The organism is Zoogloea sp. (assembly GCF_044344315.1).
Taxonomy (GTDB): Bacteria; Pseudomonadota; Gammaproteobacteria; order Burkholderiales; family Rhodocyclaceae; genus Zoogloea.
Genome location: NZ_JBIJDC010000137.1, coordinates 1 through 11,678, shown reverse-complemented (window position 1 = coordinate 11,678; position 11,678 = coordinate 1). Strand labels below are relative to the sequence as shown.

Annotated in this window: 16 protein-coding genes; 6 read left to right on the top strand and 10 right to left on the bottom strand. The window is 67.8% G+C overall.

What is annotated here, in order from left to right; translation table 11 throughout:
• Positions 1-126: 126 nt before the first annotated feature.
• The 3 genes from pqqC to pqqA all read right to left on the bottom strand — a co-directional run bounded on the left by pqqC (position 127) and on the right by pqqA (position 1,899).
• Positions 127-840, bottom strand: coding sequence for a pyrroloquinoline-quinone synthase PqqC (pqqC, locus tag ACIQ09_RS20155; protein WP_398313868.1), 714 nt, complete (start codon positions 838-840; stop codon positions 127-129).
• Positions 837-1,754: a pyrroloquinoline quinone biosynthesis protein PqqB gene (gene pqqB, locus ACIQ09_RS20150; RefSeq protein ID WP_398313866.1), complete on the bottom strand. Its 918-nt coding sequence runs from the start codon at positions 1,752-1,754 to the stop codon at positions 837-839. The genes pqqC and pqqB overlap by 4 nt, the downstream gene beginning before the upstream one ends.
• A gap of 70 nt (positions 1,755-1,824) precedes the next feature.
• On the bottom strand, positions 1,825-1,899 hold the full coding sequence (pqqA, locus tag ACIQ09_RS20145) for a pyrroloquinoline quinone precursor peptide PqqA (RefSeq protein ID WP_139379539.1): 75 nt from the start codon (positions 1,897-1,899) through the stop codon (positions 1,825-1,827).
• Between the two features lie 130 nt (positions 1,900-2,029).
• Here pqqA and ACIQ09_RS20140 point away from each other — a divergent pair, with 130 nt between their 5' ends.
• From ACIQ09_RS20140 to ACIQ09_RS20115, 6 genes are all read left to right on the top strand, one after another.
• Positions 2,030-2,902 (top strand): alpha/beta fold hydrolase, encoded by an 873-nt coding sequence (locus ACIQ09_RS20140; protein WP_398313864.1) that lies wholly within the window; start codon positions 2,030-2,032, stop codon positions 2,900-2,902.
• A 5-nt stretch (positions 2,903-2,907) separates the two neighbouring features.
• Positions 2,908-4,254, top strand: coding sequence for a fused MFS/spermidine synthase (locus tag ACIQ09_RS20135; protein WP_398313862.1), 1,347 nt, complete (start codon positions 2,908-2,910; stop codon positions 4,252-4,254).
• A gap of 120 nt (positions 4,255-4,374) precedes the next feature.
• Positions 4,375-4,773, top strand: a complete 399-nt coding sequence (locus tag ACIQ09_RS20130; protein ID WP_398313860.1) for a c-type cytochrome — start codon at positions 4,375-4,377, stop codon at positions 4,771-4,773.
• A gap of 196 nt (positions 4,774-4,969) precedes the next feature.
• Entirely contained in the window at positions 4,970-5,773 is an 804-nt protein-coding gene (locus ACIQ09_RS20125) for a M23 family metallopeptidase (RefSeq protein ID WP_398313858.1), read from the top strand.
• Positions 5,770-6,276: a hypothetical protein gene (locus ACIQ09_RS20120; RefSeq protein WP_398313856.1), complete on the top strand. Its 507-nt coding sequence runs from the start codon at positions 5,770-5,772 to the stop codon at positions 6,274-6,276. Before ACIQ09_RS20125 ends, ACIQ09_RS20120 begins: the two co-directional genes overlap by 4 nt.
• Positions 6,277-6,302: 26 nt before the next feature.
• Positions 6,303-7,448, top strand: a complete 1,146-nt coding sequence (locus ACIQ09_RS20115) for a hypothetical protein (RefSeq protein WP_398313854.1) — start codon at positions 6,303-6,305, stop codon at positions 7,446-7,448.
• A 285-nt stretch (positions 7,449-7,733) separates the two neighbouring features.
• Here ACIQ09_RS20115 and ACIQ09_RS20110 read toward each other — a convergent pair whose 3' ends face one another.
• The 7 genes from ACIQ09_RS20110 to ACIQ09_RS20080 form a co-directional block, all read right to left on the bottom strand.
• Positions 7,734-8,240, bottom strand: a complete 507-nt coding sequence (locus tag ACIQ09_RS20110) for a nitrous oxide reductase accessory protein NosL (protein WP_398313853.1) — start codon at positions 8,238-8,240, stop codon at positions 7,734-7,736.
• Positions 8,237-8,620, bottom strand: coding sequence for a hypothetical protein (locus ACIQ09_RS20105; RefSeq protein ID WP_398313851.1), 384 nt, complete (start codon positions 8,618-8,620; stop codon positions 8,237-8,239). Before ACIQ09_RS20105 ends, ACIQ09_RS20110 begins: the two co-directional genes overlap by 4 nt.
• Entirely contained in the window at positions 8,617-8,889 is a 273-nt protein-coding gene (locus ACIQ09_RS20100) for a hypothetical protein (protein WP_398313849.1), read from the bottom strand. Before ACIQ09_RS20100 ends, ACIQ09_RS20105 begins: the two co-directional genes overlap by 4 nt.
• 4 nt (positions 8,890-8,893) lie before the next feature.
• A complete protein-coding gene (locus tag ACIQ09_RS20095) occupies positions 8,894-9,418 on the bottom strand; it encodes a nitrous oxide reductase accessory protein NosL (protein ID WP_398313847.1) in 525 nt (174 codons plus the stop codon).
• Complete coding sequence (locus ACIQ09_RS20090) at positions 9,415-10,230, bottom strand: ABC transporter permease (protein ID WP_398313870.1); 816 nt, start codon at positions 10,228-10,230, stop codon at positions 9,415-9,417. The genes ACIQ09_RS20095 and ACIQ09_RS20090 overlap by 4 nt, the downstream gene beginning before the upstream one ends.
• Positions 10,231-10,242: 12 nt before the next feature.
• Entirely contained in the window at positions 10,243-11,154 is a 912-nt protein-coding gene (locus ACIQ09_RS20085; RefSeq protein ID WP_398313845.1) for an ATP-binding cassette domain-containing protein, read from the bottom strand.
• A partial coding sequence (locus tag ACIQ09_RS20080) for a NosD domain-containing protein (RefSeq protein ID WP_398313843.1) occupies positions 11,135-11,678 on the bottom strand: 544 nt, incomplete at its 5' end. The genes ACIQ09_RS20080 and ACIQ09_RS20085, both read right to left, overlap by 20 nt.

The window sequence follows — 11,678 nt, the reverse complement described above, 5'->3', positions numbered from 1 at the left end:
GACTTCAGTCGCCCTCGGACTTCGATCAACGCGTTGCCGGTGATCAACGATCGGATGGGCGACTGAAGTCGCCCCTACGAGTCGCCCCTACACGTTGCCCATCCGAGTCACCCCTGAAAGTCGCCGCTACAGGGTGCGTGTGTCCAGGCCGTACTTGGTCATCATCGCGTCGTTCATTGCCCACAGGATGTCGAGCTTGAACTTGAGGATATCCAGGGCACGCTCCTGCTGGACGCGGGTGTCGAAGTAGGCGAGGGTCACGGCGAGGCCTTGTTCCACGTCGCGGCGGGCCTGGGTGACGCGGTTGCGGAAGTACTGCAGGCCGTCGGTTTCGATCCACGGGTAGTGCTCGGGCCAGTTGGCGAGGCGCTGCTTGTGGATGGTGGGGGCGAAGAGTTCGGTGAGGCTGGAGCACACCGATTCCTGCCAGGGGCGCTGGCGGCAGAAGTTGAGGTAGGCGTCGCAGGCGAAGCGCACGGCGGGAATCACGTGGCGCTGGTCCATGATCTCTTCCCGCGACAGGCCCACGGCCTGGCCCAGACGCAGCCAGGCTTCGATGCCGCCCGCGTCGTCACCGTGGCCGTCGTGGTCGAGGATGCGCTGGATCCATTCCCGCCGCACGTCCCGGTCGGGGCAGTTGGACAGCACCGCCGCGTCCTTCTGGGGAATGATGATCTGGTAGTAATAGCGGTTGGCCACCCAGCCCTGGATCTGCTCCCGCGTGGCCTTGCCGGTGTTGAGCATGACGTTGAAGGGGTGGTGGATGTGATAGGCGCTGCCCTTGTCTCGGAGCTGCGCTTCGAATTCTTCGGGCGTCCAGGGACGAAGGGGTGTGCTCACAGGTCGATCTCCATGCCGTCGTAGGCCACCTCGATTCCGGCGGCGGTGAGGATGGCCCGCTCGGTGGAACCCTCGTCGAGGATGGGGTTGGTGTTGTTGATGTGGATGAGGACGCGGCGGATGTGCCGGGGCAGTCGGGCCAGCTGCTCGATCATGCCGCCAGGGCCGCTCTGGGCCAGGTGGCCGATGTCGCGGGCGCGTTTTGTGGACAGGCCCAGCCGGATCATCTCGTCGTCGGTCCAGAAGGTGCCGTCCACCATCACGCAGTCGGCCTTGCGCATGGCGGCAAACACGGCGTCGTCCACTTCGGCCAGGCCAGGGGCGTAGAACACGCGGCGGCGGGTGACCGGATCGTCGATGCACAGGCCGACATTGTCGCCGGGCACCGGATTGCCCCGGTGGGGCGAGTAGGGGGGCGCGGCAGAGAGCAGGGGCAGGGCCTGCCAGTCGAGGCTTTCGCTGCCTTCGGGGTGAAAGGGCTCGCCGCCGGCGGGCAGGGGGCGACGGTCAACCCCGCAGTAGTGTTCCAGCAGATGCAGGATGGGGTTGCCGCGGGTCAGGTCTTCATACACCGGGTCGGTGCACCAGATCGGCCACGGGCTGCCCTTCTCGCGCAGCATGTAGAGGCCGGTGGTGTGATCGATCTGCGCATCCACCAGCACCACCGATTCGATGCCGCAGCCGCGCAGCCCGCCCGTCGGCCAGGTGCCGGCGAAGGCCTGAAACTGCTGGAGGATGTCGGGGGAGGCGTTCACCAGGGTCCAGCGGGCGCCGTCGGCGCTCACCGCGATGGAGGACTGGGTGCGGCGTTGATAGGCGCCGTGGCCTTCGCGTACGGCCCGGCAGTTGCGGCAGTTGCAGTTCCACTGGGGAAAGCCACCGCCGGCGGCAGCGCCGAGAACTCGGATTTTCATGGTCGGGGGCGTGGGAGGTCAGGCGCGGCGCCGGCTGCGGGGGGCACAGCCGGCGCTGCCGGGGCCGGGCTTATTTGGCGGCGATGTACATGGTGATTTCGAAGCCGAAACGCAGGTCGCAAGCTTGGGGGGTGGTCCAGGTCATGATCAGTCTCCAATATTCGAGTTGAGGTTTTCCGGCCCGCCGGTGGCAGTACCGTGAGGCAGAGTGTGTCAAAGGGCGGCATACTCCCGCCTCACGAAAATCATGATTTCCGGGCCAGGCCCGATGCCCCATGTCCGTCGATGCCTGCTTCCTCTTTCCCGTTGGTGACGGGCACCGCCTGTGGGTTGAGACCCGCGGCAATCCGGCGGGCGAGCCGGTGCTGGTGCTCCATGGAGGGCCGGGCAGCGGCTGCAGCCCGCGTTTTTCCGAGCTTTACGACAGGGTGCGGCAGTTTTTGGTGCTGCCCGACCAGCGCGGTGCCGGCCGATCCGAACCGGCCGGGGAACGGGGCGCCAACACCACGGCATACCTGATTGCCGACCTGGAGGCCCTGCGCCTGCACTTGGGCGTCGCCCGCTGGCGGGTGACCGGCGGCTCCTGGGGCGCGACCCTGGCCATTGCCTATGCGGCGGCCCATCGTGATGCCGTGACCGACCTGGTGCTGCGCAGTGTGTTCGTCCCCGGGCGGCGCCAGATCGAGCGTTTCTTTCAAGGGCTGCGCCTTGGCCCGGAGGGCGGGGGGCTCGATGTGCTGGCCACGCACCTCGACCCGGCCGACGGCGAAAGCGCCCGCCAGGCCGCGCTGGCCTGGTGGCGCCACGAGATGGGCATGGCCGGGGCCACTGCGGCGGCAGCGCCGGAAGGTGAGGCACTGGATCGCCTCGTGCTCAAGTACCGCCTCCAGGCCCATTACCTGCAGTCGGAGTGTTTTCTTGGAGAGGCGGCGTTCTTCGCCGCCTGTACGCATCTGGCGGGGGTGCCTGTGGCCCTGATCCACGGCCGTGAGGACCGGGTCTGCCCGCCCGATGGCGCAGAGGCCGTGCATGCCGCCCTGCCGGGCAGCCGGCTGATGTGGGTGCAGGGCTGCGGGCACGATCCCTTTCATCCGGCCATGCTGGCGGCCTGGCGCGTGGCCCTGTCCGGCCTGCCGCCCCCTGCCTGATCATCATGCCCCGACACCTGCTCTACCTGATTGTCTTCATCGAGGGCTTCTGCTCCCTGGGCGCCGAGGTCATCGCTCTGCGCCGGCTGGTGCCCCACGTGGGCAGCTCGATTGTCGTCACGGCCCCGACCATTGGCTTCTTCCTGCTGGCCCTGGCCCTGGGGTATGCATCGGGCGCCAGGGTCGGCGAGCGCTTCACTGCCGTGGTGGCCCGCAACTTCCTGCTGTCGGCGCTGCTCGTCGGCCTGGGCCTGGCCCGCGTTACCGTGGACGGGATGTTTGCCCACCTGCAACCGGCGGGCGTGGCCTATCTGCTCTTCATCGGCGCCGTGCTGTGCCCGGTGGCCTGGCTGCTGGGGCAGACGGTGCCGGTGCTCACCAACCTGATGAAGCACATGCGCACCGGCGAGGCCAGCGGCTATGCGCTGTACTGGTCCACGCTGGGCTCCTTTCTGGGCTCGGTGAGCCTGTCCCTGCTGGTGATGCAGTGGCTGGGGGTGTCGGCAGCGGTGCTCACCTGCGCCCTGTTGCTGGGGGTGGGCAGCCTGTTTCTCGGTGTGCGGGGCTGGCGCCCCTGGGCTGCGGCCCTGACGGCAGGGCTGGGGGCGGTTGCCGTCAACCTGTATCCGCCCACCCAGGTGGTGGACACGGCCAATGCCGATTATGCGGTGGAGGCGGTGAAGCTGCCCGATCACACGGACCCCCGGGCCTTCTTCGTCAATAACTCGCTGGCCTCCCTGGTGGACGACAGCGAACCGCCGCGTTATGCCCGCTACGTGCAGCACCTGCGCCGCGTGCTGCTGGACGACCTCGCCCTGCGTAACAAGGCCGTGCTGGTGCTGGGGGCCGGCGGCTTCACCCTGTCCCACCGGGAGCCGTCCAATCGCTACACCTATGTGGACATCGACCCGAAGATCCGTGAGATCGCCGAGACGCGCTTTCTCAAGGCGCCCATCCGCGGCGAGTTCATCGTGGATGACGCCCGCCGCTACGTGCGCGCCACCGGGCTGCGCTACGACGCGGTGGTGGTGGATGTGTTCAGCAGCCACACTTCCATCCCCGGCCACCTGGTGACCCGGGAGTTCTGGCAGGACGCGCGCCGGGCGCTGGCGCCGGAGGGTGTGCTGCTGGCCAACCTGATCCTCGATGGCAAGCTCGAAACCCCTTACGCCCGCAACCTGCTAGCCACCATCGAGAGCGTGTTCGGGCGTTGCGGGGTGGATGTGCTGCACCGGGGCAAGCCGCTCTCCAACGTGATCGTCAGCTGCTATGCCAGCAGCCGGCCGGGCGGGGTGGCGCCCTATTCGGACGAGCGCAACGGGGCTGATGTGGATCTGGCGCGCTCGCGCTGAAGGGTGATGCCGGGCAATTGATTCGGGTCAATGAGGTGGCGGGACGTGGCGGCATACGATCCGCTCCACAACCCGCACAACGGGTTTTCCCATACCCCACATCAAGATCAAGAGAGCCCCATGCTGACATCCCGACTCCTCCCCCTGATTCTCGTTGGCCTGCTGGCCGCCTGCGGCAAGTCTGAAGCGCCGCCCGCTGCGGCCCCTGCCGCCGCACCTGCCCCGGTGGCGGCTGCGCCGGCCCCGGCTCCGGCTGCAGCCGATGGCGGCAAGGGCGCCGACATCTTCAAGAAGACCTGTGCCATGTGCCACCAGACCGGCGTGGCCGGCGCACCCAAACTCGGCGACAAGGCCGACTGGGGGCCGCGCATCGCCCAGGGCAATGACACCCTCTACAAGCATGCCATCGAAGGTTTCAATGGCAGCAAGGGCGCCATGCCACCGAAGGGCGGCAGCCCGTCCCTGAGCGACGACGACATGAAGACGGTGGTGGACTTCATGGTCGCCAAGTCCCAATAAAACGGCGCCACCACGCCCCATCGCATCTCGTCTCCTTCTCACCTCAGCGCGTACCCCCCACGCGTGAAGGCCCGGTCGTCTCCATGCGGCCGGGTTTTTTTCGCCTGTGTCGCCTTCCCCGGATGACAGAGGCCTGCAGGCGACTATCCTGAAAGTCTGAGTGGGCGGCGTTTTCGGACAAAGGGAGGAGGGCGCGATGGACATCCTTGCAGCGGTCGGGGCCTGGGAGCAGGGCGCCCGCAACGAGCGAAAGGACGTGGAGATGGTGCAGACCGTGCTGACCCGGGCAGCACGCCTGCTGGGCTGGCCCGACGTGGACCCGAAGGGGGTGGATGGGGGCATTGCCCGGCCCCCCCGCAAGTCCAGTACGGTGCAGGCCATCCAGGCCTTTCAGGCCCGCGCCGGCCTGAGCCCCAGCGGCCTGCTGGCGCCCGGCAGCGCAGACTGGCAACGCCTTGTGCAGGCCGTGGACGCGGCCCCGGCGCCACCGGGGGGCGACAGCTTCTTTCCTTTTGCCAAGCCGGCCGTGGCCGACTGGACCCACCCGCCCCGTTCCTTCGGATCCCGTCGCAGCGGGGGGCGCCGCGCCCATGCCGGCTGCGACCTGTATGCCCCGGTGGGGCGCCTGATCCACGCCGTCCGTGACGGGGTGGTCATCCGCGACCCCTATCCTTTTTACGCCCAGACCGATGCCCTGGAGATCGACCACGGTGATTTCGTGATCCGTTACGGCGAAATCAAGCCGGACTGCGCTCTGCGCAAGGGCGAGGAGGTGAAGGCCGGGCAGGTGATCGCCCGGGTGGGGCTGCTGGTGGGCATCCAGGTACCCAGTGCGATGCTGCATATCGAGATGTACGACGGCAGCGCCAGCGGCCCCCTGACAGCCCCCGAGAGCGCGTCCGCCCGCCGGGCCGACGGCGTACCCTTCCTGCGTCGGGCTGACCTGATCGACCCGACGCCCTTCCTCAACACGTGGCGTACGCGACTGGCCGGTACATGAAAATCCTCGTTTCCCTGCTCGCCGGCCTGATGGTCGGCAGCGCCCTGGCGGCATCTCCCTGCGAACTCGGCCCGCCTCGGCAGGGCGACCACGAAGCCCCCAGCCTGGAGGCGGACTTTGATGGCAACCGGCGGATTGACCGTCTGTGGCTCCTGCCTGCCGCCAGCCAGCCCGAAGCCCGCGGCCGGGCCATTGACCCGTGGCGGCGCCAGCAGCGCCCCTTCGACCCGGCGGCGCTTGCGCTGGTCATCGACCGGGGCCGTGGTGGCGCTGGCTGCCTGCTCATCCAGAACCGGCGCTTCTTCGCCACCCCGATCTGGGAGGAGGGGGGGCCGCCGGTGCAGATTCTCCCTCGTCTCTCGGCTCAGGCCCGTGCCTGGCGTAAAGCGGCCCGGGGCTGGCGGGGTGACGGTGTGTTGCTGGGCACCGAGGCCGGCGTGGACATCCTGCTCTACTGGGACGGCCGCCAGCCGCGGATCGCCCAGCGCAACGAGGCGCCCTGACTGCCCACCTGTTACAGGAGACTCCCATGGCCGTACGTTTCAAGTATTCCCGGGATTTCATCGTTGGCGGGCCCGGGACGGCCCCGCTGACCCCCAGCTTTCAGCTGCGCGAATATGCTCGCCCTGATGGAACGGTGCTGATTCACCGAGAGCTGGTCGGTTCGGTGCAGGTGCTGCGCGATGCCGTGGGGATGCCCCTGAAAGTCGTCTCTGTGGCACCGGCCGACGGCCTGGGGGCGGGCCTTGACGGGCGCTTCGTGTGGGTGACGGCGGCGAAGCCGGCCGAGGTGCTCAAGTCGGCCGCGCGGCTGGCCCAGGAGGGGCATTTTCTGCGGGTCGAAGCCCGCGGCGAGCGGATCTACCTGGAGATGCCCGACCCTGCCGCCCTGCCAGCCTTGCGCCCGGAGTTGGCCATTGCCAATGCCTTGCGCGTCACGGCAGCCTTCGAGACCAGCGGCGACCCCTTTCAGCAGGTCACCGGTAATTTCGATGGGGCGGGGCTGTCCTTCGGCCCGTTGCAGGTCAATCTCAAGACCGGCACCCTGCAGGAGCTCTTTGCCCGCTTTGCCGCCCGCAACGGCCCGGCGCTGCAGGCCTGCTTTGGCAGCTTGTGGCCCGAATGGCAGGCCATGCTGCGCCTGCCCAGCCGGGCCCGGCAGATCGCCTGGGCCGATGCCCTGTCCCGCGGGGGGCGCAAGACCGACTTCGAGCCGGCCTGGAAGGCGGCCCTGCAGGCCGTCGGGCGCACGCCGGATTTCTACGCCGAGACCCTGAGCTACGCCTATGACATCTACGGCCGCAAGCTGATCGTGGCCCTCTCGTGGCTGCACGGCCTCAAGCCCATCCGCATCGACAACCTGCGCTGCCTGGCCTCGCTGTACGACCTGTGCGTGCAGCAGGGCAGCCTGGACAAGGCCCGGGACGCCATCCGCAACCGGGTGGCCCGGGAGAACCCGGCCGACCAGTTCCAGCTCACCCGAATCGCCGTGGAGGAGCGTGGCAAGACAGCCCTGCCCGAATGGCGCGCCGACTGCGTCAGCCGTCGCCTGTGCATCCTGGAGCGCGAGCCGGTGGTGGTAAGCCTGAACGGCCAGTCCGCCGAAAGGGAGAACCCCCAGCTCTACCTCCTGCGCAATGCGCCGGTGAGCCGGATCGAGCAGTATCTGCTGTAGGGGGCTGTTGTTTCCGTGGGGTCGAATGAACCGGCGTTCCCCGGTCGAGCTCCCTGAACCAGACGCAAACCCAATGCTGACGCGGGTCTGGGTGCCCTCGGCCGGATCACCCGACGGGCGATGCTGGAGGGACCGTAGGGACTGTAGGGGCGACTTCAGTCGCCCGCGGAGGCCAGATCAAGGGCATGTCTGTGATCGATGCGGGGATGGGCGACTGAAGTCGCCCCTACAAGTCGCCCCTACAGTTCGCCTCTACAGGTCCAAGACGGCCCCTGGCTGTGTGGCTTAGTGGTTGTGGTGAGCGCCGCTCAGGCTCTTGATCACCTCCCGCGTCACCTCGCTGAACTGCAGCACCTTGCCGCCCTGGGCCTTGATGTGGGCGTCGGCGGCTTCGCGGGTGGCGAAGGCGGGGAGGTTGGGGTCGTTCATGGGGCCGAGAGCCTTCGAGCCGATGACGTAGAAGGCCTTTTTTGCATCCACCCAGGCCTTGGTGCCGTAGTCGGCCACCCAGATGGCGCCCACGTCGGCAGCCTTGTGCTGCTTGTCGAAGAGCACCATGTTGTTGAGGAAGCGGAACATGTCCACCGGCGAATCAAAGGTGCTGGCGCTCTGGTCGTTGAAGACGATCTGGCCCATCCACTGGGGTGTCCGGTAGGGGTACATGCCACATACCGGACAGCGGGTGGAGCGCTGCACGTACTGGGGCGAGAGGTCGGCCGCCGCGGCCACCGGGGCCTGGGCCAGGGTGAGGAGGGCGGTGGCGAGCGCAGCGCAGAAAAGGCGGGGCGTCATGTCGGTGGGGCTCCGGCGGAGGTGGTCAGGCGGTCCAGCAGCGGGTCGGCCAGGATGGCAACGATGACCCGCTGCAGATTTTCCCACGGCGCGGCGCCGGTAAGGGTAAGCGGATCGTGGTGCAGGCTGCCGTCGGCGCTGTGGAGGTGATTGGGGAAGGTGGCGAGATCCCGGTGCAGGGGGGCGGTGTCGATGCGCAGTTCGGCCTCGCCCCAGGCCCAGGTGATGGCGTAGGCGTGGGGGTCGGCGATGCGGGCCTCCAGGCTGACGCCATTGCTGAAGTGGGCAATGAGGGCATCGAGCTTGAGCTCCACGGCGCGCTCCAGATGTTCGCCGAAGTGCTCTTCAATGCGTGTGGCCAGATCGAGGTGCATGCTCATCGTCCCTGGCTCTCCTCGATGCGTGCGGCCAGATCGGCGCGGACCTGGATGGCCAGGTCGGCGAGGATGCGGGCCGACAGGTAGTGTTCGTAGGCGGGGTGTTCGGGCAACTCGCCCTTGCTGATGCAGGCAAGGGCCTGCTCCGGGTCGGCGGCACCCACGCGGGCCAGCACGTCGTCCCGGGCCGTGCGGACTTCGTACATCAGCCGGGCGATCTGTTCGATCTCCAGGGCGTCTGCGGGGGGGAGTGTGCTGTAGATCGGGTCCATCGGCTTACATTCTCTGGTCGTGGAGGGCGCCGCCGTCGAGGCGGGTCATGTCGGCGGTGATCTCCGCGTAGGGAAGGACCTTGCCCCCTTCGGCCGTGGCGAACTTCTGCGCACCTTCCCGAGTGCCGAAGGACGGGATGGTGGGCCCCATGGCGCCGCGTTTCTTCGAGCCGACCACGTAGAAGGCGGCCTTGGCGTCGATCCAGGCGCCTTTGGGCGCGGCCCAGTCGGCCTTGTCCATGTCCTGCACGTAGGCGGCGGACACCTTGCGGGCCTGTTCGGGCTTGAGCAGCAGGGAGAACATCTCGGTGGTGTCGCAGAAGAACTCGGGTTCGGGCTGGCCGGCGTAGTGGATCTGGGCCTTGGGGCCGGGGTAGTCGGCGAGCAGCATGCCGTCCAGGGCGCAGTAGGTGTCCTGGGCGATCTCCTTGGGGGTGACGGTGCTGGTGCTGTTCTGACCACAGGCGGCGAGCAGGCCGGCGGCCAGCAGCAGCACGGCGGTGTGGGCGAGGAGGGGGGGGATTTTCATCGTTCGAATCTCCAGATGGCCACGGCGAGCGGGCCGACGATCCAGGCGAGCATGACGCCGCCGAGGGTGGCGGGGTTGCTCAGGGCTTCGGGGAAGACGGTGGCAAGGCCATAGAGGGTGCGCACTTCGTCCAGGCTGAACACATTGAGCACGCGGAACACGTCGGCCGGGTTGAGCAGCAGCAGATAGGGGAAGATCGCGCCGCCGTAGTCGCCGGCAGTGATCACCAGGGCGCCCAGCAGCAGCAGGTCGAAGACCAGCACGAAGAAGAACCAGGTGCCGATGGCGAGGCCGGAGGCGCGGGTGCGGTCGGCGGCGAACACCGACAGCATCACGGCCAGGCTCAGGAAGGCGAAACCCAGCAGGATGGCCGAGGCCATGAAGCCGACGTAGTGGAAGAGGGCGTCCAGGCTGAGGCTGGGGGACAGGATGACGCCCACCGCGCCGAAGCCGGCGATGGTGGAGAAGGCCAGCGCCCCTGCGAGGCCGGCGTATTTGCCGAGGATCAGCTCTTTGCGGGTGATGGGCAGGGTCAGCAGCAGGTCGAGGGAGCCGCGCTCGCGCTCGCCGACGATGGCGTCGAAGCCGAGGATCAGGGCGATCAGGGGGATGAGATAGATCACCAGGCTGACCAGGGAGGCGATGGTCACGTCGATGGAGCGAAAGCCCACTGCGCCCTGCTGGGCGGCGCCGAAGTAGGCGATGACCAGAGCAAACACGGTGAACACCAGGGCCACGGCCAACACCCAGCGGTTGCGGATGCGGTCCCAGAATTCCTTGCCGGCGACGATGCCGATCTGTCTGAAGTCGATGGAGAACATGGCTCAGGCCCGATAGCCGAAGAACACGTCTTCGAGGGACGGTTCGCGGACGTGGAGGTCGCGCAGGGTGTCGCCCAGGGTGGCCAGGCGAGTGAGGGCCGGCATCTTGGCGTCGCGGGATAGGCGGATGTGCAGCATGCTGCCGGACTCCTCGATGCTTTCGATGGCGAGCCCTTCCAGGGCCCGGCTGACCTGCTCGCGCAGGCCGGCACCCCCGGCGATCTCCAGGGTGAGGGGCAGGTTCATGGCTTCGCGCAGGGCCTGGACGGTGCCGGTGGCGCGGATCTGCCCGCCTTCCATGATGGCCAGGCGATCCACTCGCTCCTGGATCTCGGCGAGGATGTGGGAGGTGAGGACCATGGTGACGCCCTCGCCCTTGAGCTCGCGCAGGATGCGATAGAAGTCGCGGATGGCGCCGGGGTCGAGGCCGGTGGTGGGCTCGTCGAGAAACAGCAGGCGCGGCGTGCCGAGCAGGGCCTGGGCAAAGCCGAGGCGCTGGCGCATGCCCTTGGAGTACTCGCGCACGCGGCGCCCGGCGGCGGCCGTGAGCCCCACCTTGTCGAGCAGGCCGGCACATTCGCGGCGTGGCACGGCCTTCAGGTCGGCAAAGAAATACAGGGTCTCGAGCCCGGTGAGATTGTCGTAGAGGACGACGTTCTCCGGCAGATAGCCGATCTTGCGCCGGGTTTCCCGAAAGCGCGGGCCGGTGATGGGCTCGCCGTCCAGGTGAATCGTGCCCGAGGTGAGGGGGATCAGGCCGAGCATCATCTTGAACAGGGTGCTCTTGCCGGCGCCGTTGTGGCCGATCAGGCCGAAGAGTTCGCCCGGGGCGATGGACAGGTCGACACCTTTGACGGCCTGGATGCTGCCGAAATCCTTGGTCACCCCGCGGGCTTCAACGATAGTGCTTGCCAAGCCAGTTTCTCCAGTCGGAATGTTCGGGGCGCATGCGTGGCTTGGGGTCCACGATGCTGGGGGCGCGCAGCAGGGGAAACTGCTGGGCGATGAGGCGCAGGGTCTGGATGGCCGGGCTGGCCAGCAGCAGTTTGACCATGGGGTGGCGCCACGAGAGGCGGTCCACCATGTCGTTGGCCTCGTAGGCCACATCTCCGTGGCCGTCGCCGTTGCGGTCCCAGCCCACGTAGTTGCTCCAGTGGTTGCCGTTCTCGGCGCCCCACTTTTCATCTTTCGAGGCCACGTACTTCACCTGTTCGCGGTTGGAGATGAAATCGTTCTTCTCGACCACGTTGCGCACCGAGCCGGCCCACACGTGCATGCCCACCTGGTTATCCACCACCAGGTTGCCGCGCAGGGTGTTGTATTCGGCGTCGTAGATGAAGAAGCCCCGGGCGTTGCCGGCGACGATGTTGTTCTCCACCACGGCGTCCTGGATGGTGCGCAGCATGATGCCGTGGTCGGAATTGCCCCAGGCCCGGTTG